This is a genomic window from Brevibacterium sp. UCMA 11752 (genome assembly GCF_021532235.1).
Classification (GTDB): Bacteria; Actinomycetota; Actinomycetes; order Actinomycetales; family Brevibacteriaceae; genus Brevibacterium; species Brevibacterium antiquum.
The window spans coordinates 736,642-760,011 of the sequence record NZ_JACBOS010000003.1 but is presented as its reverse complement, the minus strand read 5'-3'; the positions used below and the strand labels follow the sequence as shown (position 1 = coordinate 760,011).

The following is a 23,370-nucleotide window of genomic DNA, read 5'->3' as shown; positions in this document are numbered from 1 at the left end:
GACAGAAGTAGGCAAGCTGGCATCAGAATGATTCATGGACACTGTCGCCCAGGCTTCCGCCCCTCCACCTCGAATCGGGATGGTGGGTGGTGGCTTCATGGCCCGCACGCATACCCGTGCCGCTCGCGCCGCCGGAGCTCATCTCGAGGTGATCGCACGCTCGAGCGCAGCCGGCAGCCGCAGCGCCGCAGCTGAACTCGGCTACCGGGCAGCCGCGACCGGTGACGATCTCTTCGACCACGAGCTCGACGTCGTCCATGTCTGCACCCCGAACAGCACCCACGCCGAATACTCACGGCGAGCCCTCGACTCCGGGTCCCACATCATCTGCGAGAAGCCGCTGGCCGTTGATGCAGCCACCGCGCGCTCCATCCTCGAGCATGCGACATCGTTGGGACTGGGCGGAACCGTTCCGTTCGTCTACCGCTATCACCCGATGGTGCGTGAAGCCCGCGCCCGGATCCGGCGAGGAGACGCCGGGGCTCTGCTGACGATCGATGCCAGCTATCTTCAGGATTGGATGCTCAGCGCCGATGACGACAATTGGCGTGTCGATGCCGGCTCCGGAGGTCCCTCCCGGGCCTTCGCGGACATCGGCTCCCACCTCGTCGATCTCATCGAGTTCATCACCGACGAACGCATCGTGTCCCTGGTCGCAACGACGAGAACCGTCCACTCCCGCCGAGGCGGAGCGACGGTGACCACGGAAGACACAGTTGCGATGACGGTCGAGATGAGCGGCGGTGGAATCGGCTCGGTCCTCATCTCCCAGCTCGCGCCGGGACGGAAGAACAGCCTCGTCATCGAGGTCGCGGGATCCAAGGAAACCCTGCGATTCGCCCAAGAGCAGCCGGAAGAGCTGTGGGTGGGCAGTCGTGGCGGCAGTCTGCTCTTGGTGCGCGACCCCGAGGTCCTGTCGGCCGATGCCGCCCGGCTGTGCAGAGTCCCGGCAGGACACCCGCAGGGCTATCAGGATGCATTCAATGCGTTCGTCGCCGATTCCTACGCCGTCTTCGCCGGTGAGGAGCGTGAAGGTGTGCCGATCCTGGCCGATGGCGTTCGCGCGGCATTCGTGACAGAGGCCGTGCTCAAATCGGCGGCCGAGCGCACATGGGTCGAGGTCGAAGCGCCATGACCGATGCACCGGTGCTGCGCGCCACGGGGATCAGCAAGCAGTTCTTCGGAGTCGAAGTGCTGCACGATATCGCGCTCGAGGTGCGCGCCGGAACGGTCCACGGCCTCGTCGGGGAGAACGGAGCCGGAAAGTCCACGCTGATGAAGATCATCGCCGGTGTCTACCGCAGGGACGGCGGCGAGGTGCGCATCGATGGGCAGATCGTCGACTTCTCCCATCCCGTCGATGCCGGCCGGGCAGGCGTGGCCACGGTCTTTCAGGAGTTCAATCTGCTGCCCGATCGCACCGTCGCGCAGAACGTCTTCTTGGGCCGAGAGCCCCGAAGACGCGGCCTTGTCGATGTGCGCACGATGCGGTCGAAGACCCAGGCACTCCTCGACGAACTCGACGTGGAGGGAATCACCCCCGAGGCGAAGGTCGGCTGGCTGACTGTGGCCGAACAGCAGATCGTCGAGATCATCAAAGCACTCTCCGTCGATGCCCGGGTGATCTCCATGGACGAACCCACCGCGGCGCTGTCGGACAATGAGGTCGCGGTCCTCTACCGAGTCATCGAGACTCTCAAATCCAAGGGCGTGGCGATCATCTACGTCTCGCACCGACTGCAGGAGGTATTCGACCTCTGCGACACGATCACCGTGATGAAGGACGGTGCTCTCGTCACCAGTCAACCAGCGTCCCAGATGGATCAGGCGGGGCTCGTGCGCGCCATGGTCGGCAGGCCCATCAGCACGTTCTTTCCCGAGGCCGAGACGGGAACGGAGATCGGTGTCACCGTGCTCTCGGTGACCGGCGGAGGCAACGAACAGCTTGACGGCATCGCCCTCGAGCTGCGCGCCGGTGAGATCCTCGGGCTGGCCGGCCTGCAGGGTTCGGGGCGGTCGGAGCTGCTGTCCGCGATCTTCGGCGCCGAGCCGTTCACCCGCGGTACGCTGCACCTTGACGGCGAGGCGGTGCGCATCGCCTCCGCCCGACAGGGTGTCCGGCGGGGTCTGGCTCTGGTCACTGAGGACCGCAAGGGCACTGGCCTCGTGCTCTCCCAATCCATTCTCGACAATGCGCTGCTGGCGATCCGCGCTGTCTTCCCCTCCCGCACCTCCGGCATGCGCGACGAGATCCCGGGGATCCTCGAATCTCTCGAGGTCATCAGCCGCAATGCGGACCAGGAGGTCCGAGCGCTGTCGGGAGGCAACCAGCAGAAGGTCGTTCTGGCCAAATGGCTGGCCACCTCCCCACGTGTGGTGCTGCTCGACGAACCGACCCGAGGAATCGACGTCGGCGCGAAGGTCGCGGTCTACAAGCTGATCCGCAGCCTCGCCCGCCGAGGTGTGGCGATCGTCCTCGTCTCCAGCGAACTTCCCGAGGTCCTGGGAATGTCCGATCGGGTTCTCGTCATGTCGGATGGCCGAATCGCCGGGGAGCTGCCTCCGAGTTCGACGGAGGAAGAGGTCCTGGCCCTGGCCACCGGCACCGAGGCCCAGGTGGTGGGGGACCGATGAGAACCCAGCTGCGTCGCCTCGATACCACCGCACTCGTCTATCTCGCGCTCATCGGAGTGCTCATCATCGGTGCCGTCCTTGTGGCCACGACCGGTCGCAACTTCTTCAGCCCGGGCAATGTCCGCGACATTCTCACCGGAATGAGCGTCTTGGGATTCGTCGCCATCGGACAGACACTCGTGATCCTCGGAGCATCCCTGGACCTCTCCGTTCCCTATGTCATGAGCCTGGCCAGTCTGGTCGCAGCGCAGACGATGAACGGCAGCGATGCGATGGTCCTCCCCGCGGTGCTGCTGACCTTGGTCGTCACGGCCTGCATCGGTCTGGCCAACGGTCTCATCGTCACCGTCCTCGGAGTCCACGGTTTCGTTGCGACCCTGGGAGTCGGTCTCATCCTCAAGGGGTATCTGGACACTAACTACCAGGGCACAGAGGGCAGCGTTCCCTGGTCGTTCCAGCTCTTCGGCGCCACCGGCGTCGGACCGGTGCCGATCTCGACGATCGTCATGCTCGCCCTGGCAGGCCTCGTGGCATTCCTCCTGGTCCGGACTAGATTCGGCCACCACCTGTTCGCCGTCGGCGGCAACTCGGAGGTCGCCCGACTCTCCGGCGTCCGGCAGCGCCTGCCACTCATCGGCGCTCACATCGGCAGCTCCGTCTGTGCAGGATTGGCGGGGCTGCTGCTGGCGAGTCGCCTGGGTGTGGGCAGCCCGACCGTCGGCTCACAGGGCAGCTACGATCTGCTCTCGATCGCCGCGGTGGTCCTCGGCGGAACGGTTCTCATGGGCGGACGCGGTTCGATCTGGGGAACCATCGGCGGTGTCGCGATCTTCGCAGTCCTCGACAATCTCATGAGCGTCATGCAGTTCAATCCCTTCCTCAAGGACGTCATCCGCGGACTCGTCATCATCATCGCCGTGGCGCTCTACGCTCGCCGCCGAGTCATCGCCCGCAGAATCCGCTTCGCCGATGCGCCACCAGGACCGAACATCTCCACCGGGGCTGTTCCCGAGCCTGACCTCGAGACCGATCGTGGCCCCGAGATTGAGCCTGACCCCGAGACTGACCGTGACTCCGAGACCGACCGTGACTCCGAGACCGACCGTGAAGGGAGCCGAGGATGATTCCGAGAACTCCCGAGGCCCGCCTCGGCGATGGGGGACTTCGTCGACTGATCGAACGGGCTGCGGATCCGCGGGGAGCTGTGGTGGTCCTCCTCATCGTCATCCTGATCGCCATCGTCGTCCTCAACCCGAGCTTCGCAGAGCCGGGAGCGCTCATGCGCTTCATCCAGCGGGTCTCGCCCGTGGCCATCGTCGCCATCGGCCAGTACTTCGTCATCGTCAGCGGTGAATTCGACCTGTCGATGGGAGCAGTGGTCACCGCGCAGGTGATGACAGCGGGCCATCTCATCGGCGAAGACGACTCGAAGACAGTACCGGTGCTCATCATCATGCTGGTCATCGGCGTCGTCGTCGGCATCGTCAACGGGCTGGCCACGACGCTGCTCAAGGTCCCCTCGTTCATCGTCACCCTCGGCACGATGCTCGTCATCCACGGCGCAGTCATGTGGTGGACGGGCGGAGCGGCGACAGGCAACCCCGCCGAATCCTTCCGGCAACTCGGCCGGGGCGGGATCGAGGGGATTCCGATCCTCGGCCTCCTGCCCTATGCCGTTCTGATTCTGGTGGCAGTCATCGTCTTCGCCGTCTGGATCTCACGGCGACCATTCGGCAGGACAGTGGTCGCCATCGGCGACAACGCAGAGGCGGTGGCCTTCGCCGGAGCGAACGTGTGGAGGACGAAGACGCTCGCCTTCGTCCTGTCCTCTCTCGCAGCGACAGTGGCAGGAGTGCTCCTCGCCGGCTATGCCGGGGTCCATCCTTCAGTCGGCCAGGGCTACGAATTCACCGCCATCACGGCAGTCGTTCTGGGAGGCGTGGTCCTCGGCGGCGGACGGGGAACCGTCCTCGGTGCACTGATCGGAGCCTTCACTCTCGAGTCGCTGTTCACCCTGCTCAACTTCACCTCGGTGCCGGCAACGATGCGCGATGCGATCCAGGGAGCCATCATCATCGCTGCGGTCGCCTACTCCGGTGTGGTCTTCGCGAAGAAGCGCAGACGACCTGCCGCCTCGGCGACCACGAGCCCGACGAATGACCAGACCGACCCAAGCACAACCTCGGCGGGGACACCTTCGCCGATCCAACTCACCGGCGGCGACGAAGCCGCACGGAAATGACAAGGGAGAGAACACCATGAGAAGAGGACTGAGGAGCGCGCTCGGCATTGCCAGTGCCGCCGCTCTCATCGCATTGGCGGGGTGCACGACCGACCCGTCTGTGGAGCCGGCGGACGAAGGCGATGGTGCGCAGGAGGAGGCACCGGCCGAGGAATGGTTCGACCAGGAGCTCTACGACCAGCAGTTCAAGCAGCGTGAGGTCGATCCGGATGGCCCGGAGGACAAGCCCTACCTGCAGATGATCAACCCCAAGATGGGCGACACCTCGGAGTTCAAGTCCGATGGTGGCAAGAAGATGTGCTTCGCGAACGCATCGATCTCCAACCCCTGGCGCCAGACCGGGTGGATCACGATGAACGAGCAGCTCAAGGAGCTGAAGAAGAACGGCGTCATCACTGAGATGGAGACCCGTGATGCTCAGGACAACGATGATACGCAGATTGCGGACATCGACTACTTCATCGCCGAAGGCAACTGCGATGGCTTCATCATCTCGCCCAACTCGACGGCCGCAATCACACCGGCCGTCGAACGGGCATGCAAGACAGACAAGCCCGTGATCGTCTTCGACCGTGGTGTCGAAACGGACTGCGCTGTGACGTTCATCCACCCGATCGGCGGATTCGCCTGGGGCATCGACACCTCGCAGTTCCTCATCGACAACCTCAGCGAGGGCGACAAGGTCGTGGCGCTGCGGATTCTGCCCGGTGTCGACGTGCTCGAACAGCGCTGGGCGGCAGCGGACAAGCTCTTCGGCGAGGCCGGAATCGAGGTCGTCGACTACTTCACCGAAGGTGACCCGGCCGAGATCAAGAAGGTCGTCTCCGATGAGCTCGCGAAGGGCGACGTCCAGGGCATCTGGATGGATGCGGGAGATGGTGCCGTGTCCGCGGTCGAAGCATTCGAGGATGCTGGCAAGGACTATCCGGTGATGACCGGTGAGGACGAGCTGAGCTTCCTGCGGAAGTGGAAGGACACCGAGATGACCGCTCTGGCTCCCGTGTACACGAACTTCCAGTGGCGGACCCCGCTGCTGGCCGCGGAGAAGATCTTCCAGGGTGAGGAAGTCCCGACCGAATGGGTGCTGCCCCAGAGCCCGATCACGGCCGAGGACCTCGATGAGTACCTTGACCGGAACGAGGGAATGCCCGATGGCCACTATGCGAAGTTCGGCGGCGAGGACATGGCCGGATATCCGCAGGTGTGGCAGGACCGAGTCATCCCCTGATTGGGGAATGGGGATGAGCGGCGTGTGCGGATGAACGGCGTTTGCGGACGGACGGCGTGCGCGGATGTTCGGCGTGCGTGGATGAACGGGAGTGAGAACATGACGGGAGTGAGAACATGATCGGACCCCGTGAGATCGGCGTCAACACCTGGGTGTGGACGTCTCCGCTGAGGACGGCGAACCTCGGCGATCTGGCGGACCGAGCCCGACGATTCGGGTTCGGTCTGCTGGAACTGCCCGTGGAGAGCCCGGGTGATTGGAACCCGAACACCGCCGCCGAGGTGCTGGCCGGGTATGAAATGGGTGCGCGGATCGTGGGGGCGATGGGTCCCGGTCGTGACCTCATCGACCCGCTGTGTCGTGCGGATACTCAGGACTACCTCCGGCACTGTGTGGATGTGGCTCTCGCCGTGGGGTCGCCCACCGTAGCCGGTCCGTTCACGGCCGCGACCGGCCGAGTGTGGAGGATGGATGCGGGCGAGCGGAGCCGGGTCGTGGAGACACTTCGCGAGGCACTGCGCCCCGTTGCCGACTATGCCGCTGAACGCAGCGTGGCCCTGGCTGTGGAACCGCTCAACCGGTACGAGACGAGCATCATCAACACGGTCGACCAGGCCCTTGATGTTCTCGAACCCCTGCTGGACCGTGGAGTCGGGCTGGCGCTGGACAGCTATCACCTCAACATCGAGGAGCGCTCGCCGGCGGCCGCGATCCGGGCCGCCGGGGAGCACTGTCGGGTCGTGCAGGTATGCGGCAACGATCGCGGGCCCGTGGGTGGGGACCACACCGACTGGGACTCCTTCTTCGATGCCCTCGATGACATCGCCTACGCGGGACCGCTGACGCTGGAGAGCTTCACCGCAGGCAACGACACCATCGCCGTGGCTGCATCCATCTGGCGTCCCCTGGCAAGGACCCAAGACGAACTGGCAAGATCCAGCGCCGAATTCCTCACTGAACTGCAGCTTTCGCGGGCTTCCGGCACGGGTCCGGCGGGCACGGGGACGGCGGAGACGGGCCCGTCGGACAGGGCAGCGAATACGACTGCAAGGGAGCAGCAATGACCGATTCATCTCATCCAGTCACTCTATTCACTGGTCAATGGGCCGATATGCCGTTCGAGGAGGTGGCTCGGCTGGCGGCGTCCTGGGGTTATGACGGGCTGGAGATCGCGTGTTCCGGCGATCATCTGGACCTCGCCAGGGCCGATGAGGATCCTGCGTACCTGCAGTCACGCCTCGATGTTCTGGACAGGCACGGTCTCAAGGTGTGGGCGATCTCGAACCACCTGGCAGGCCAGGCCGTGTGCGACGACCCGATCGACTTCCGCCATCAGGCGATCGTGCGTGACTATGTCTGGGGTGACGGCGATGCGGAAGGGGTGCGCCGACGAGCCGCCGAAGATATGAAGCGGGCAGCCCGGGTGGCCCGAAAGCTCGGCGTGGACACCGTCGTCGGGTTCACGGGATCGAAGATCTGGCCGTATGTGGCGATGTTCCCACCTGTGCCTGCCGAGGTCATCGATGCCGGCTACGAGGACTTCGCTACTCGGTGGAATCCGATCCTCGACGTCTTCGACGGCGAGGGGGTGCGCTTTGCTCACGAGGTTCATCCGTCCGAGATCGCCTACGACTACTGGACGACGGTGCGGGCATTGGAGTGCATCGAACACCGGGAAGCCTTCGGCCTCAACTGGGACCCGAGCCACCTGCTGTGGCAGGGCCTGGACACGATCGGCTTCATCACCGACTTCGCCGATCGCATCTACCACGTCGACTGCAAAGACACACGACTTCGGCCTGCGAGCGGGCGAAGCGGCATCCTCGGTTCGCATCTGCCCTGGGGCGATCCTCGGCGAGGGTGGGATTTCGTGTCGACGGGGCATGGGGACATGCACTGGGAGGATGCGTTTCGAGCGCTGAGGTCGATCGGCTACACCGGGCCGATCTCGATCGAATGGGAAGATGTCGGGATGGATCGTCTCCACGGTGCCGCCGAGGCGGTCGTGCGCATCCGTGAACTGCTGTGGAAGAAGCCCGACGCCTCCTTCGACGCAGCGTTTTCGAACCAGTAGGTGCTGCTCGGATGACTGGGCGCAGTGACTCGGACCAGCAGGGGTGACTCGGACCAGCAGGGGTGACTCGGACCAGCGGGGGCAGCGACTCGTACCAGTAGGTGACCCGGACCAGCCCGCGCAGCGGTGTCCGTCTACTGGCTGGCGAAGGCCAGCGTTCCGCCCAAGCCGATGAGCATGCCGCCGCCGATTCCACGGATGCGCGACATCCGCCTCGGCGAGCGAGCGAACCAGCTGCGCGCGGTACCGGCGATGAAGGCCCACGATCCGTCCGAGAACAAGGCAAGTGCCTGGAAGAGGAGACCGAGGACAATCATCTGCAACGGCACATGCCCGGCCTCGATCGAAACGAACTGGGGGAGAGCCGCGACGAAGAAGATGATGGTCTTCGGGTTCGAGATGCCGACGATGAAGCCCTGCATGAACATCGAGCGATAGGTGACTTCACGACCAGCGGGGATGAAGGAATCCGCTTCGGTCTCAGCCTCCAGCGCCGTTGATGGGTCCTCGGGCACCTCATTGCCGACCTTGCGGTGTCGGATGCCCTGGACGCCCAAGTAGACGAGGTAGCCGGCGCCGAGGATCTTGACGATCGTGAAGATGACGACCGATTGGGCGACGATGGTGCCCACACCGAAGGCCACGGCCACGATGATCGGGATGATGCCGACGCTGCCGCCGAGCACGCTCGTCAGGCCTGAGCGTCTGCCGTGGGAGAGTGATTGGCCGACGACGAAGAGCACCGTCGGCCCGGGAATCACGATGATGACGAGGGCTGCGGCGAGAAAGGCGAGAAGAGCGTCGGTGGTCGGCACAGAAGAATTCTATGGTCGCGACTCAACCGCAGGTAAGGGTCCGACGCGGAGAGTTCGATCACATGACCGACGACCCGTGCGGGTCCGCAGGTTGGCACTGCTGGGGTGCCGGCATCGCACTGAGAGCCGACCATGAGAACGGACCCGTACGGACTCTTGGAACCGACCCCCACGGATTTTGGAAGCACCCGTACGGATTCTCGGAACGGACCCTGAGGACGTCACTCAGGGTCGGTTCATAGACTGGGCCGCTATGAGTGAGCAATTGACGACGGAGGTGCGTGCATGGACCTGAAGCAGGGAGTTTCAACCTGGTGGGAGGCGATCACGTCCGGGTTCGGTCGCCAGGACGGGCTGGAACCCGATGCCGTGCAGCTGCTCCTTGTCATCGGCATTCCTCTTCTCGTCACGCTGACGCCGGGAATCTGGCGATTCTTCGGCATGTTCGTCACCTTCGTGCACGAACTCGGCCACGCCTTCGCCGCATTGATGACGGGTCGGGTCGTCAAGGGAATCTCGCTGAACTTCGACCATTCCGGCCAGATGAACTCCTTCGGCAAGGTCGGATTCTCGGCGACGTGGTCGGGTTTCTGGGGATATCCGGCACCCGGCGTCCTCGGACTGGTCCTCATCACCTCGGCGACTCAGGGGTGGGCGCCGCTGGCGCTGTCGGTCGGGGCGCTCATTCTTCTGGTTGCGCTCATCTTCATCCGGAACCTCGCTGGTGCCATGATCGCAGTGGTCACGGCCGTGGCCGCGCAGCTCGTCGTCGTATTCCTGCCGATCGAATGGCTCGCCGTGTTCGTCGCCGGCCTGGGAACGGCCTTGGTGATCGGCTCGCTCAAGGACCTCGTCAAGGTGTTTCGCGTCCATACCCGCAGGCGCCATATCCAACAGTCGGATGCCTACATCCTCGCCCAGGGTTCGAGCCTGCCGGCGGGAGCCTGGCTGAGCCTGTTCGCGCTGGTCATCATCGTCTGCGCGCTCGCCTCCGCATACATCCTGTACTCGGCGTCCACGATTGCGATCGGCTGATCTGAGGTCACGCAGGGTCATTTGGGGCAGTTCGGATCTGGGGTGGAAGCAGTCGGGCCGGGGGTGGGGTGGCGGTAGCTGGGTCGGGGTTGGAAGCAGCCCGCGCCCAGGGCCGGGGGCAGTCGGGTCAGTGCCGGATGGCAGAATCGGAGTATGAATCCGAGCCCGAAGTATGCTGCTGTGCTGTTCGACTGCGACGGGGTGCTCGTCGATTCTGAGCGCCTTACGAACACAGTTCTCTGGGAAATGCTCAATGAGCTGGGGTGGCAGATCTCGCGCGAGGAATGTGTGTCCCGGTTCGTCGGGAAGATGCTCCGCGACGAGGTGGACGTCATCGAGGAGCATTCCGGTTTCCGTATCGATGCTGAGTGGCTGAGTGTGTTCCGTGGGCGTCGCAATGATGCTCTCGAGGCTTCATTGGAAGCAATACCGGGAGTCGCCGAGGCTGTCCGCGCCCTTGACGCGGCTTACCCCGGTCGGCTCGCGTGCGCGTCGAGCGCTGACCGCCCCAAGATCAACCTGCAGCTGCAGAGGATCGGGCTCTTCGACGTCTTCGACGGTCGGATCTTCTCCGGAATGGAGCTGCCTCAGTCGAAGCCGGCGCCGGACGTGTATCTGGCGGCCGCCGATGCTCTCGGCGTCGATCCTGTGGAGACAGCAGTGATCGAGGATTCGCCGACCGGCGTGACAGCAGGCGTTGCGGCTGGCGCACACGTGCTCGGTTTCTGCCCCGACTCGCCAGTCCATCAGAAGCCCGAGGCGCTCGAAGGCGTGGGAGCCCATGAGATCTTCACCGCGATGGAGCAGTTGCCGGGACTGCTCTTGCGCTGAGGTGTGCTCTTCTCTATCACGTTCATCATGGCTTAATGCTCGAATAAAGATCGAACTAAACTGTCATTTGTTATCGAATCGTGATGTTAATCACTGACGATCACGACTAGAATTGAGGTAGGCACTCACATCGACGTGAAGATCAGGTGACCACCAGTGAAGTTCCCCTCCGAATCCGACAGCACCGGTTCCGAACCTGCTCGTGACTCCGATGGAACCTCACATTCTGCTGGAACCTCTCATTCCGCTGAGAAGCCTCAGCCCAATGCGACTTCAAACTCCAATGGGCCTGCTTCGCGCGACGAGACTGGTCCGGCATCTACCGCCAGCGCCGATACCGATACGGGTACGGGTGCTGGCGCCGATACAGGTGCTGATGCTGGCGGAGAGGCCCGCGGACCGACAAATTCCTCTCGCCGCCTCCGCATTGATGCGGATTCACCATTTGCTGACGCTGCGAAAGTATTCGCCGCGAGCGATCAGGCGCAGCTGTCGGCACTGGACGTCTCTGCTGAACTCTTCTTCAACGAAACCGTAGAGAATCTGCGCCTCTACAATCCTCATCCTGGGCAGCCTTATGCTCACGCGACGATAGCCGAGACCGTTCGCCGGTTCCAGCGTGACCGCCGCTCTTCTGAAGCGGTGAAGTCAAAGAACTCCGAGAAGGGTAAGAGCCCCAAGAAGGGCAGGAAGCAACTCCCGTCCTCTCCTCGATTCAGGCTGGACCAAACATTCTACGGCTGGGTTCACGAAGTCTCCCAGGCCGAAGACATCGCGGAGTTCACGACAGTTCTGGGGACGACGACCGCGCGGGCATATTCGCAGATAACCTCGGCGATGATTCTCTTGCATGGCTTGCCCAAGTTCTTTGCGCGCTGCCTCGCCGGTGAGTTCACGATCGAACACGTCCATGCCACTGCTCATGCCTGCAGGGACATCAAGTTCGAGAACCTCCCTCTCATCGACGATTACCTTGCGGATCGTCGTGCGGACATCACGCTCGAGACCTTCAAGAAGTCTTTGGGCATGAAGATCGCAGTCGTCGAACCTCTCGAGGAACGTGTGGAAGAGGCGAGCAAACGTCGACGTGTCGATATAACGACGACCGCCGATGGAACGGCGTTCCTCACGTTGGCTGGACCAGCGCCCGAACTTCAGGCCTGCTATCTGCGAATAGCGGCCTTTGCGCGAGCGATACGGTCCGGGAACATCGCGGCCTTCAGCGACCAATTGGCGCCGGGCACCGAGATCGACGATGACCGGGGAATTGACGCACTCATGTTCGACATTCTCACGCGAACCATCCCCCAGCTCAGCATTCAGGTCACTGCGACCGATACGACGACGGGGGAGACGTCAACACGCGACATTCCTCTCGAAGTGCCCGCTGAGCAGCCGCTGAGCCCGGCTTCTGTCATCGACGCCGTGAACGAACGTATCACCGAGGCTGGTGACGCCAGCGCCACGGCCAGCGCGGCCACTGCCAGCGCGGCCACTGCCAGCGCCAGCGGATCCAGTTCGGAAGCCAACGAAGAGGCGAACAGAGTGGAAGTCGTTCTCACGATGCCCACTCACGAGCAGTGGCTGGGCTCGCAGGCCAAGATGATCACCACAGTCCCCTTCCTCACACTCGCTGATTCCTCAGAACTTCCTGGCACGTTCTCCGACGGCTCACCGATCCCAGCAGAAACTGCGCGTCGCGTCGCCAGACATGCGAAGTCCTGGACGCGGATTCTCACAGACCCTGCCAGCGGCACACCGGTCGATGCCAAGGCTACGACCTACCAAATACCCGAGAATGTCCGTCAGACTTTGATTGCCAAATGGCAGGCCTGCACGATTCCCGGTTGCACACGCAGGGCAGAGAGCACAGAGATCGACCACATCGTGCCCTTCGACCATGATCATCCGGCAGAGGGCGGGCTGACCCGATTCGGCAATCTCCACCCGCTGTGCAAACTGCATCATCAGGCGAAAACTGATCGCAAATACTCGGTTCGCATGAACCGCGCAGGATTCCTGCAGTACGTCTTTCGACACGGAATGAGAACCGAGGTGGCGGCTGGAGACCATCCGATCAATGCCGCCCATGCGAAGGTGTTCGATGAGATGCAGCGACAGGCTGCCCGCACATCTGATCCACCGAAGACGAAAAGACGTGCGGCAGATGAGCCGTGGCATGGCGACAAGCGAATCTCTCAGGAATGTCCGGGGCCACCTGCCGCCGACGGTCAGGCCGGGTGGGTGAAGAACACCTCAATGCTCAACGACCGCGCGAAGGACAACGAATGGATCTGGGACGCCGGTGGTCCACCGCCATTCTGAACATCCGGTCCCAATAGAAAGCCGCCGGTGGTGGGCGCGCATGCACCACCACCGACGGCTGGGACTGAGGGTCTCGGCGAAATCTCTGGACGGAACCGCCTGCTCAGTCGGAGAGCGTCAGTCTTCGGTTTCTCTGATCACTCGACGTATATCGTCTTGAGTCTGCGCCTCGCCCTTCTTGATCGCTTCCACGACCTTTTCGTGCTGCTGCTCCGAGACGACAGGAACTTCTTCGCCGTTGCAGTCGACGATCTTCCCGTCCTTGACTGTGTCGCCCTCGGCGAGCAGCGCCTCATGATTGATGAGTCGCTCGAGCTCGTCCCTGCGGATGACTCGGCCGGTGCCTGCAACGAAGACCGAACGTTCGGTGCGGTCCTTGTTTTTCACGCCGATGTGGTTGAAGACCAGGTTGAGCAGCACGGCCATGAGAGTGGCCGAGGAGATTCCCGAGTGCAGGATGATTCCGACCCACGAGGGGAAGGAGTTGTAGAAGTCGGGCTGGACGACCGGAATGATGCCGAACGCCAAGGACACCGCCACCAGGATCATATTGAGGTTGCCCTCGTACTCGACCTTCGACAGGGTGCGGATGCCCGAAGCAGCCACGGTGCCGAAGAGGACGATGCCTGCGCCGCCGAGGACGGGGGAGGGAATCGCGGCAACGACTCCTCCCATGACCGGGAGCAGGCCGAGGACGACGAGAATGACACCGCCGGCTGTGACCACGAAACGAGACTTCACCCCGGTGATCGCCACAAGTCCGACGTTCTGGGCGAAGGCTGACTGGGTGAAGGAGTTGAAGATCGGTGACACTGCCGAGGACAGCATGTCCGCGCGCAGGCCATTGGAGATCCGCTTGGAGTCGACCTTGGTCTTGACGATTTCGCCCACCGCGATGATGTCGGCAGTGGTCTCTGCGAAGGTGACGATGATGACGATGAACATCGAGATGATCGCCGCGGCAGAGAAGGTCGGCATTCCGAAGGCAAACGGTTCGGGGAACGCGAAGATGCCCCGATCGAGCACGTGAGAGAAGTCGGCCCAGCCGAAGATGAGGCAGATGACTGTTCCGACCACGATTGCCAGAAGGATGGACAGGCGGGAGATCGCGGCCACGGGGATTCGGCTGAGTATGAGGACGACGGCAAGGGTACCGACAGCGATGAGGATATTGCGACCGCTGCCGTAATCGGGTGCCTCTGCGTTTCCGCCCATGGCCCAACCTGCGGCCACTGGCATGAGGGACAAGCCGATCGTCGTGATGACGGTGCCGGTGACGACTGGAGGGAAGAACTTCACGATGAGCGCGAAGCCGGGGGCGACGATGAGGCCGATCACCGAGGCGACCAGGACCGCGCCGAAGACCTCCGGGAGCCCTTCGCCTCCCGCGAGGATCGAGGTCATGGTGGCGACGCCGGCAAATGACACTCCCTGGACCAGCGGCAGTTGTGAGCCGAAGAACGGAACGCCGAACGACTGCAGAATCGTGGCCAATCCGCCCACGAACAGGCATGATGCGATCAGCACGCTGATTCCGGCACCATCGAGACCGGCGGCCTTGCCGATGATCAGGGGGACAGCGATGATGCCGCCGTACATGGTCAGAACGTGCTGAAGACCGTAGGCGAATGAGGTGCCGACCGGAAGCCGTTCATCCTCCGGACGGGCCGCTTCTGCCCGGGAATCCTTGGGCGCCTGCTTTGATGTCGACATCTATCTCTCCGTTGAGTTCTTCCCTGAGTAACAGCCTCGGGGCCCTCGCCTGAATGGGCGATTCGGGTGGTCGACTGAATGTGAGGGATCCGTTTGAATACTTCCAAGATGTGAAAGTATATTTCCTTATCGCAAAATGCTAGGTGAATGGTGAAAGGATGGCAAACTCATTTCGTGATCTGCCGCACATGCTAGAGTGCAGTCTTGCCGGTGGATGCCTCGGAGGACAAATAAGTCCCACCTGAGGTGCAGCACCTGGAGCTAGGCGGTAGAGCCTGGAGCTAGGGGACAGAGCGCGGTATCACCTCGAGTGCAGAACTCACTCGCGGACCTGCGTCCCGTGCATCTTCACCGGACGGCGGAGCAGCAGACGCCGAGAAACCTGAGCTGGCGGCGATTCGCCCCCAGTCGTGTCGCCGCACAACGGTCGATGTGATGTTTCGGCCGAATCAGCACTGAAAGGCGGCAGATATGACCACAGGTATTGAATCCCCAATACCCAGTACGACTGCAGCTGGCAACCCGGCAGCCAGCACCCGAACAGCCGGCGCTGCGAATGGCTCCACCATGTGGCTGCGCAATCCCATGGCCGTCCACCTCGGCCGCGACACGGATCCGTCTCTTGCTTCCGGCGGAATCGTCGTGGACACACAGTCCGGGACGATCGTCGAACTTGTTCCCGCAGGTGGAGACCCCACCGGAGGAGCGCAGTCCGTCGCCGAGGTGGTCGATGCGAGTGCGCATGTCATCACTCCGGGGCTCATCAACACCCACCATCACTTCTACCAGACCCTGACACGAGCGTGGGCTCCCGTGGCGGACCTGCCACTCTTCGGGTGGCTGACCAATCTCTACCCGGTTTGGGCCCGACTGACGCCGAAGGCCCTCGAGCTGGCCACGACTGTGGCCATGGCCGAACTCCTCGAATCCGGGTGCACGACAGCCGCCGACCACCACTATCTGTTCCCGACCGGAATGGACGATGCGATCGACATCCAAGTCGAGGTGACCAGGAAGCTCGGCATGCGCGCCATGCTCACCCGCGGGTCCATGTCCCTGGGCGAAAAGGACGGCGGGCTGCCGCCGCAGCAGACCGTGCAGGATGCCGACGTCATCCTTGCCGACTCCCGCCGCCTCGTCGAGGCCTATCACGAACGAGGTGCCGGGGCGCAGGTGCAGATCGGATTCGCCCCCTGCTCGCCCTTCTCCGTGACCACCGAACTCATGCGCGACAGCGCGATCCTCGCCGAGGAACTCGACGTCCGACTCCATACGCACCTTGCAGAGACCCTCGACGAAGAGGAGTTCTGCCGGGAACGATTCGGGCTGCGCACCGTCGACTATCTCGAGTCCGTGGGGTGGTTGAGTGACCGATCGTGGCTGGCCCACGGTGTCCACTTCGATACGGATGAGATCACCCGCCTCGGCGAGGCCGGTGCCTCCGTGGCGCACTGCCCGACGTCGAACATGCGCCTGGCCTCGGGCATCGCTCGAGCTGTCGAGCTCGAGGACGCCGGTGTCAACGTCGGCCTCGGCGTCGACGGCTCGGCGTCGAACGATGCCTCGAACCTCATCCGTGAAGTCCGGCAGGCACTCTACATCCAGCGCCTGCGCTACGGCTCGGTTGATGTCACCTGCGCCCGCGTGCTCGACTGGGCCACTCGCGGATCCGCGGCGGCGCTGGGCCGTGATGACATCGGTCGGATCGAGGTCGGCAAGCAGGCGGATCTGGCGATGTTCCGCCTCGACGGTCTTGCCTTCTCCGGCTCACACGATCCGATTCCTGCCCTCGTGCTCTGCGGAGCGGAGAAGGCGGACAGAGTCATGGTCGCCGGTCAGTGGCGCGTGCTCGACGGCAACGCGATCGGCAGCAACGGGGTGCAGCTCGACAAGGAAGCGCTCATCGCGGCCCACCAGGAGGAGGCGCGCAAGCTCGTGGCCGGCTGAGACCCAGCCCACGGCCCGCTCTCAGCCCAGCCCGCCCCAGCCCACGGCCCGAGCTCAACCCAGCCCGCCCCAGCCCACCCACAACCTCAGCTCTCGGGCTTCCGGAACACTTCGCGCATATGATCGCTGGTGAGGAAATCACCGACGCCGATCATGATGAGGCTGAAGACGATCTGCTCGGTGATCATCCAGACCGGATAGAGGCCGGGGATGGCCGCCATGACGAGGGTGATCACCGGGAAGATCTGGGCGAAGAGGCGCAGTCGCTGGTAGCCCCAGTAATAGCCCTTCGTCGAGCGCCAGAAGAAGTAGAACAGGGTGGCGGTCATTCCGAGAACGACGACGGTACGCATCCAGACTGCGAACGGCACGGGTTCGCCCGCGCGGGCGATGATGACAGCGAAGACGACCGCCCCGACGCCGAGGACCAGCTCGAAGGCGAGCAGCCCTGTGATCCAGGCGAATGCGCGCTTCGTCTTCGGGTGGGCGAGGCCTTCGGCAGGAACGATGAGTCCTGCCTTGCTGCCACCAGCGATGCGGTCGATCTTTGCGAACAGATTCTCCATGGACATGCTTTCAGGCTAACCTCCGAACGCCCCGAAGCTCCGTGAAACAGGAGGTTTTGGCCGTGTGAGGCCGAACATCAATCAAAAGTTGGGATAAGAGTTCAATCCTCTGGGTCAGGATTCGAATGCCGGATCTTGATGAAGTAGAAGCATGAAGAAGATATTCAACGCGGCATTCGCATACATGATCATCGGCGTCCTCTCCGGCCTGTTCTACCGGGAGTTCACCAAGGCCAACGATTTCCCAGAAGGAGGCTTCACCCAGCTCAGCGTCGTCCACACCCATCTGCTCACGCTCGGCTTCATCGTCCTGCTCATCGTCCTCGTCCTCGACAAGGTCTTCGGCCTCTCGGGCACCAAGATGTTCTCCTGGTTCTTCTGGACCTACAACGCCGGCATCATCCTCACTTCAGGCACCATGGTCTGGCACGGCATGCTCACCGTCCTCGGCCAGGAGTCCAGCGCCATGATCTCCGGCATCGCCGGACTCGGACACATCGCACTCTCCGTCGGCATGGTTCTGCTCTTCCTGTCACTGCGCAAGGCCATCGTCGACGACAAGGCCGTCACCACGGCCACAGCCCGGTCAATCGCCGGCTGACCACCCCTCGGATCTCAGTTCAGATCTCAATTCGGAATAACCACTCAAACACCGCCGCCGAGGTGGTGACGGGGCCCGTGTTCAACGACGTCATCGTTGAGTACGGGCCCAGTTTCGTGTGCCTATGTGTCACGGTGACATACTCACGGCTCTGTCGGCGTCAACGCAGTGTCGGTTCCAATGCAGTGTCGGATTCGAGACCTTGTCGGCTTCAAACCAGTGTCGGCTTCAAGGCAGTCTCGGTTTCGAGACCCTGTCGACGGCGCCGGTTCGCATCGGTGACAATGGCGGCATGAGCGAAGTGAGAATCCTGGTCATCGAACACGAGAGCGGCGCTGGCCCGAAGAGGTTCGGCGAGTGGCTGACCGAAGCTGGCGCCGAGGTGGTTGTCCTTCGTCCCTACCTCGGCGATGATATTCCTTCCGCTCTCGACGGCTCGCCTGCGCCTGTCGGCTCCGCTGATAGTGGCAGCTATGACGCTCTTCTCGTCCTCGGCGGGTCTGCCGGGCCACTCGAGGACACCGTCAATCCATGGCTGCCCCAGGTCAGGGACCTGTTGCAGCGATCGGCGGCGGGGGAGTTCCCGAGCTTCAACATCTGCCTCGGCGGGGAGCTCCTGGCCGCGGCCACCTCGGCGACGATCATCCGCCGGGACCACCCGCAGATCGGGATCTACAATCTGCATACCACCTCGGCGGGTGAGGAGGATCCAGTGTTCTGCGCAATTGCAGGGGAGACATTTCCGGCCGTCCTCTTTCACCAGGAGGAGATGGAGCTGCCGGACGGCGGTGAACTCCTGGTCACCGGGTCCGATGCTCCGATCCAGGGTTACCGGGCAGGGGAATTCGCGTGGGGGACACAGTTCCATCCCGAATCCGACGCCGCGCAGGTTCAGCAGTGGCTGAGCTCGGACCCGCTGCGGCTGCCCGACGGCAAAACCAACGAGTCCATCAAGACGGAGGTAGCCGAGGCGGACGCCGATCTGATCCGGATCAACCAGACACTTGCGCACAGCTTCGTTCACTTCCTGCGCGGACGGCAGTGAATTGTGGAAGAGCGCGGTGATTTCTGAAACGGCACAGTGGCCTAGGCCTCGTTGAAAGCTGAATATCAGCTGACAGCTTGCGGCGTTCTTGCTAGGTTGTCTTCAGGCGCCGGTGCCGGACCGATCCTCCGGACGAATCGCTAGCAAGCGCCCGTGAGAATGAATCCCATAATTGAAAACTCTGCCCAGATCCACGACACCGATGTCCTGGATGCCCTTCCGATCAGCGCAGATCGGATGACCCCCACCTCACCAGCCGCCGATATTTCTGCGACTGCAGACATCACCGCCTCCGACATCACCGCCGCCTCCGGTGTCGACCAGGCGATCGAATCGTTCTTCGGCCCGATTGCACAGGCCTTCAGCAACATCGTGTTCTTCGAACTCAACATCGGCGGGCTCGGTATACCCCTCATCGTCGTCTGGCTCATGGCGGCCGCGGTCTTCCTGACCATTTACCTGAGGTTCCAGCCGGTCAGGGGGCTGAAGTATTCACTCGGAATCATCCGCGGACGCTTCACCCGCAAGACCGATCCTGGTCAGGTCTCGAGCTTCCAGGCGCTCGCCACAGAGCTCTCCGGCACTGTGGGACTCGGCAATATCGCCGGTGTAGCCGTCGCGATCACCATCGGCGGGCCGGGTGCTGCCCTCTGGATCATCATCTTCGGATTCTTCGCTATGTCGGTGAAGATGGCTGAAGCCACGCTCGGGGTGAAATACCGCAAGATCCACGCCGACGGCACTGTCTCTGGTGGACCCATGTACTACCTGCGAGACGGGCTGGCCGAGATCGGGCGGCCTAAGCTCGGCAAGTTCCTCGCAGTCTTCTACGCCGCGACCACCGTCATCGGTGTGATCGGTGCGGGCAACCTGTTCCAGGCCAACCAGGCGGCGTCGATCCTCGTCAAGGCCACCGGCGGTGAGAACAGTTTCTTCGACGACAAGCTGTGGCTCATCGGCGCAGTCATCGCAGCACTGACGGCCCTGGTCATCCTCGGCGGAATCAAGAAGATCGGGCAGTGGACCTCGAAGCTCACCCCGATGATGGCGATCCTCTACTTCCTCAGCGTCGTCGTCATCCTGACCATGAATGCCAGCGAGATCCCGCACGCATTCGTGCTGATGTTCACCGGGGCATTCAGCCCCGACGGGGTGACCGGGGGACTCATCGGCGTCGCCATCGTCGGCATCCAGCGTGCCCTGTTCTCAAATGCGGCAGGCGTCGGCTCGGCCGGTATGGCCCATGCCGCATCGAAGACGACGAAACCCGCGACCGAGGGCTTCGTGGCGATGTGGGAGCCGCTCATCGACTCCGTCATCATCTGCACCCTGACCTCCCTGGCGATCATCACCACAGGACTCTACGAGTCGACATCCGAGGACGGGATCGGACTGACCTCCGAAGCGTTCGGCACGGTGGCCGGCTGGTTCCCCATCCTGCTGACGATCTGCGTGGTCCTCTTCGCCTTCTCAACGATCCTCGCCTACGGGTACTACGGCCAACAGGCCCTGGGGTACCTGACGGGGAACTCGAAGAAGGCAGACAAGGCCTACCAAGTCTTCTGGATCCTGGCAGTGATCGTCGGCGCCTCGATGTCGCTTGAGTCCGTCATCGCGTTCTCCGACGCGATCTTCTTCCTCATGGCCTTCCCCAACCTGCTGGGACTCTACTTCCTGTCGCGGATCCTGCGGCTTGAGATTCTGCGCCTGCGGAAGAAGATCGACGCCGGTGTGATGCGGGAGATCACTCCCGAAGAGCTGCAGGTCGGCATGGGCGATCATGAGCCGACAGCCGATCAGATCAGAGCCGCTGAGGCGGGCCGCCGGCGAAAGCGCGACAAGCTGCGTGAGGTCCGGGACTCCCTCAAGGCGAAGAAGCTGGAGCGTGCCCAGAAGGGCAGCTGAAGAACGGCAGCTGAAAAGTTCCGCGTATCCCGACACCAATATCCTCGCACCGAAGAGGCCCGTCGTTTCCCAGCAGTACGCAATGCTGGGAAACGACGGGCCTCTGTTGGGTGACGCGCCTGCGACGAACGAGTCGACGCAGGTGTATCAGGCTTCCTTGAGCTCCTGGTCTGTGTTCGAGTAGGTGATCGAATCGGCTGTGGAACCGACCAATCCCATCGTGACTCGCAGGAGTCCTGGTTCGACATCGTCCATGGTCGGCGGCGTCTCGGGACCCAAAGTCAGTGAGTCGCCGTTCTTCGTCGTGGCGGTGATCGAACCGATGTACACCGTCACATCGCCATTGAGCGTCATCGTATCGGCCAGGGTCAACAGGCCCTCTTTCTCCTCGGGCGGTCGCACCGTCAGCGAGAACCCGGAGATCTTGATCTCCTCGGCTTGGATCTTCAGCGTGGTGATCTTTCCGCCGTCGGCCGTGGGGACAGCGGCGAACGAGATCCCTTTGAGCCCCTTGAAGGACAGTGATTCAGAGCCCATTGCCGCGGGAGTCTTCGTGAAGATCGGAGCCTTCTCATCGAGCTGCGCATCCTTCGGGAAGTCGCCGTTGAGCTCTTCATCCGACTTCTCGTCCGGGTCTTTGACTCCCAACCCACCAGGATCGGTGGGCTCCGTCGTCGGTTCATCCGTCGGCGTCTCAGTCGGTTCGTCCGTAGGTGTCTCGGACGGTCCGTCTGTAGGCGTCTCTGTCGGTTCGTCCGTGGGCCCCGGCGATTCCGGGGTCTTCGGCTTCACAGGAATCTCCGGAGAGATCGGTGCTTTGGGCTTCTTCTCATCCGGGCCCGGCTCAGTCGAATCCGAACTATCACATCCGAGCAGCGGAGTGCACAGCGGCGAAGACTGAGCGGGAGCTGCCGCTGTCACTCCCACAGCCGAGGGGACGATGAGGGCAGCTGCCGCCAAGAGCGACACCGTGCGGCGGCTGGGCGCCTTCATGCAGCGCCCTCTTCACCTGCGGATTGAGTGTCTTCCCTCCGCCCGGCAGCTGGTGCCTGAGCGTCCGAGCCTTGAGCGTCGGACTTCGGCGCCCGAGGTCCCATCCAGGCGACCACGAGGATCGATCCGATGGAGGACAGCAGCATACCGAGGATGAACCCACCGAGGTTGACCCCGATGAGTGAGTAGACAGCAAGAACGAGGGCGATGATCCCGTAGAACACGTGATGCGTGGGCTTGAAGATCGCCAAGAGCCCGAGCACCACGAGAGCGATCGGAATGACCGTGGCCTGCAACCCTTCGATGCCGAACTGGACCTGCAGGTTGCCTGTGTCGAGCTGCCCGGAGAAGAAAAGCTCGATTCCTCCGAGCACGGCCAGCACACCGCCGATGAAGGGGCGCTGCCGACGCCAGTTCCGGAAGCGGTGACGCTTTGGGGCATCCTCGCGACCGGCTCCCTCGCGCGCCGCATTCTCACGACTGGCATCGTCACGACCGGCCTCCACGCGACCGGCTGTTGCAGCGTCGAATTCGGCCGTCTCAACGGTCGATTCGGGCTTGGCCTCCTCGCGTTCACTGTTGCGGCGCGACCGGCGGGATAGCGCGAGCAGGCTCGTTCGCTGCTCGGCGCTCTCCTGCTTGTCGGTCTGCTGATCGTGGATTGCGGCCTCCTTCATCAGAAGCACTTCTCGGATCCGTCAGTGAGCTTCAGCTCCATGTCCTTCAGGGTGAACACCGAGGCCGTGGTGCTCCACGAGTCCTGTTTCAAGTCCTTGATCGAGACCGTGTCGGCGTCCTGGGCGAAGTCACCCTTGGACCCTTTTTCCTTGGTGTTGACGTCGGAAGCGTCCACGCCGATGCGGATGTTCTTGAACTCGGCGTCGCCCTTGAGTCCCGTCATGCCGATCTGAAGGTTCTTGGCCGATGCCGGCTCGCCTTTTCCGCCAGCCTTGATGAGAACGCCCACCTTGCCCATCGGGGTGTCCGCGACTGCAGACTGGCAGAGATTTTCGAGCGTGGCGTTGCCGATGTTGGCGGTCACGACGGAGTGCTTTGCACCCTCTGCGTCCTTGGCGAACCCGCTGTACTGGGAGAAATCTGTTCCCTCGAGCTGTGTGGAGCTGATCTTGAACTGGCTTCCCGATATGGCGAATGAAACAGGTACTGCACCCTGAGCAACCCCGCCCATCAGGATGGCGGAGACAACGCCGGTAGGAATCGCTACCAAAGCGATCCGCCCTGCGTGGGATTTGCCGACCGCGCTGATGCTGCTGGCGAGCTTTGGGAACTTCATTGATCCTCCTCCGGATGCCGACAGCTATGTCAGCATCGCATCGTGACGTATCTCGTCGCGTTGTGATGTATGTTACTGCGGGGTATTACCGACGAGTATATCGGTCGATTGTGTCGAGTCAA

Annotated in this window: 20 protein-coding genes; 14 read left to right on the top strand and 6 right to left on the bottom strand. The window is 62.9% G+C overall.

Going from position 1 to position 23,370, the window contains the following annotated elements; all coding sequences use genetic code 11:
• The first annotated feature begins 34 nt into the window (after positions 1 to 34).
• The 7 genes from HU144_RS03410 (at position 35) to HU144_RS03380 (ending at position 8,178) form a co-directional block, all read left to right on the top strand.
• Positions 35 to 1,135 (top strand): Gfo/Idh/MocA family protein, encoded by a 1,101-nt coding sequence (locus HU144_RS03410; RefSeq protein ID WP_235350146.1) that lies wholly within the window; start codon positions 35 to 37, stop codon positions 1,133 to 1,135.
• The gene (locus HU144_RS03405; RefSeq protein WP_235350145.1) at positions 1,132 to 2,634 is read left to right on the top strand and encodes a sugar ABC transporter ATP-binding protein; all 1,503 of its coding nucleotides are present in this window, start codon (positions 1,132 to 1,134) and stop codon (positions 2,632 to 2,634) included. Before HU144_RS03410 ends, HU144_RS03405 begins: the two co-directional genes overlap by 4 nt.
• Positions 2,631 to 3,758: an ABC transporter permease gene (locus HU144_RS03400; protein ID WP_235350144.1), complete on the top strand. Its 1,128-nt coding sequence runs from the start codon at positions 2,631 to 2,633 to the stop codon at positions 3,756 to 3,758. The genes HU144_RS03405 and HU144_RS03400 overlap by 4 nt, the downstream gene beginning before the upstream one ends.
• On the top strand, positions 3,755 to 4,876 hold the full coding sequence (locus HU144_RS03395) for an ABC transporter permease (RefSeq protein ID WP_235350143.1): 1,122 nt from the start codon (positions 3,755 to 3,757) through the stop codon (positions 4,874 to 4,876). Before HU144_RS03400 ends, HU144_RS03395 begins: the two co-directional genes overlap by 4 nt.
• Before the next feature lie 16 nt (positions 4,877 to 4,892).
• Entirely contained in the window at positions 4,893 to 6,104 is a 1,212-nt protein-coding gene (locus HU144_RS03390) for a substrate-binding domain-containing protein (RefSeq protein ID WP_235350142.1), read from the top strand.
• Between the two features lie 116 nt (positions 6,105 to 6,220).
• Entirely contained in the window at positions 6,221 to 7,168 is a 948-nt protein-coding gene (locus HU144_RS03385; protein ID WP_235350141.1) for a sugar phosphate isomerase/epimerase family protein, read from the top strand.
• Positions 7,165 to 8,178: a sugar phosphate isomerase/epimerase family protein gene (locus tag HU144_RS03380; protein WP_235350140.1), complete on the top strand. Its 1,014-nt coding sequence runs from the start codon at positions 7,165 to 7,167 to the stop codon at positions 8,176 to 8,178. Before HU144_RS03385 ends, HU144_RS03380 begins: the two co-directional genes overlap by 4 nt.
• Before the next feature lie 134 nt (positions 8,179 to 8,312).
• Here HU144_RS03380 and HU144_RS03375 read toward each other — a convergent pair whose 3' ends face one another.
• Positions 8,313 to 8,993, bottom strand: coding sequence for a LysE family translocator (locus tag HU144_RS03375; RefSeq protein ID WP_235350139.1), 681 nt, complete (start codon positions 8,991 to 8,993; stop codon positions 8,313 to 8,315).
• A gap of 285 nt (positions 8,994 to 9,278) precedes the next feature.
• Between HU144_RS03375 and HU144_RS03370 the strand changes: the two genes are divergently transcribed.
• The 3 genes from HU144_RS03370 (at position 9,279) to HU144_RS03360 (ending at position 13,184) form a co-directional block, all read left to right on the top strand.
• On the top strand, positions 9,279 to 10,028 hold the full coding sequence (locus HU144_RS03370) for a M50 family metallopeptidase (RefSeq protein ID WP_235350138.1): 750 nt from the start codon (positions 9,279 to 9,281) through the stop codon (positions 10,026 to 10,028).
• A 153-nt stretch (positions 10,029 to 10,181) separates the two neighbouring features.
• Positions 10,182 to 10,859, top strand: a complete 678-nt coding sequence (locus HU144_RS03365) for an HAD family hydrolase (protein ID WP_235350137.1) — start codon at positions 10,182 to 10,184, stop codon at positions 10,857 to 10,859.
• 156 nt (positions 10,860 to 11,015) lie between these two features.
• Entirely contained in the window at positions 11,016 to 13,184 is a 2,169-nt protein-coding gene (locus HU144_RS03360) for an HNH endonuclease signature motif containing protein (RefSeq protein ID WP_235350136.1), read from the top strand.
• Between the two features lie 117 nt (positions 13,185 to 13,301).
• Here the strand turns inward: HU144_RS03360 and HU144_RS03355 are convergent, their stop codons facing one another.
• On the bottom strand, positions 13,302 to 14,897 hold the full coding sequence (locus HU144_RS03355) for a nucleobase:cation symporter-2 family protein (RefSeq protein ID WP_235350135.1): 1,596 nt from the start codon (positions 14,895 to 14,897) through the stop codon (positions 13,302 to 13,304).
• 567 nt (positions 14,898 to 15,464) lie between these two features.
• On the opposite strand from HU144_RS03355, the gene HU144_RS03350 reads away from it, so the two are divergent.
• Positions 15,465 to 16,844, top strand: coding sequence for an 8-oxoguanine deaminase (locus tag HU144_RS03350; RefSeq protein WP_235352651.1), 1,380 nt, complete (start codon positions 15,465 to 15,467; stop codon positions 16,842 to 16,844).
• Between the two features lie 86 nt (positions 16,845 to 16,930).
• On the opposite strand, the gene HU144_RS03345 is transcribed toward HU144_RS03350, so the two are convergent.
• The gene (locus HU144_RS03345) at positions 16,931 to 17,416 is read right to left on the bottom strand and encodes a hypothetical protein (protein ID WP_235345373.1); all 486 of its coding nucleotides are present in this window, start codon (positions 17,414 to 17,416) and stop codon (positions 16,931 to 16,933) included.
• A gap of 145 nt (positions 17,417 to 17,561) precedes the next feature.
• Between HU144_RS03345 and HU144_RS03340 the strand changes: the two genes are divergently transcribed.
• The 3 genes from HU144_RS03340 to HU144_RS03330 all read left to right on the top strand — a co-directional run bounded on the left by HU144_RS03340 (position 17,562) and on the right by HU144_RS03330 (position 20,961).
• Positions 17,562 to 18,011, top strand: coding sequence for a DUF2871 domain-containing protein (locus HU144_RS03340; protein ID WP_235350134.1), 450 nt, complete (start codon positions 17,562 to 17,564; stop codon positions 18,009 to 18,011).
• 292 nt (positions 18,012 to 18,303) lie between these two features.
• Positions 18,304 to 19,056: a type 1 glutamine amidotransferase gene (locus HU144_RS03335; RefSeq protein WP_235350133.1), complete on the top strand. Its 753-nt coding sequence runs from the start codon at positions 18,304 to 18,306 to the stop codon at positions 19,054 to 19,056.
• 159 nt (positions 19,057 to 19,215) lie between these two features.
• Positions 19,216 to 20,961 (top strand): alanine/glycine:cation symporter family protein, encoded by a 1,746-nt coding sequence (locus HU144_RS03330; protein ID WP_235352650.1) that lies wholly within the window; start codon positions 19,216 to 19,218, stop codon positions 20,959 to 20,961.
• A 147-nt stretch (positions 20,962 to 21,108) separates the two neighbouring features.
• Here the strand turns inward: HU144_RS03330 and HU144_RS03325 are convergent, their stop codons facing one another.
• Genes HU144_RS03325 through HU144_RS03315 form a run of 3 tightly spaced genes read right to left on the bottom strand, consistent with a single transcriptional unit; the run spans position 21,109 to position 23,248 of the window.
• Positions 21,109 to 21,954 (bottom strand): hypothetical protein, encoded by an 846-nt coding sequence (locus HU144_RS03325; RefSeq protein WP_235350132.1) that lies wholly within the window; start codon positions 21,952 to 21,954, stop codon positions 21,109 to 21,111.
• The gene (locus tag HU144_RS03320) at positions 21,951 to 22,631 is read right to left on the bottom strand and encodes a DUF6114 domain-containing protein (protein WP_235350131.1); all 681 of its coding nucleotides are present in this window, start codon (positions 22,629 to 22,631) and stop codon (positions 21,951 to 21,953) included. Before HU144_RS03320 ends, HU144_RS03325 begins: the two co-directional genes overlap by 4 nt.
• Entirely contained in the window at positions 22,631 to 23,248 is a 618-nt protein-coding gene (locus HU144_RS03315) for a DUF6230 family protein (RefSeq protein WP_235350130.1), read from the bottom strand. Before HU144_RS03315 ends, HU144_RS03320 begins: the two co-directional genes overlap by 1 nt.
• Between the last annotated feature and the right edge of the window lie 122 nt (positions 23,249 to 23,370).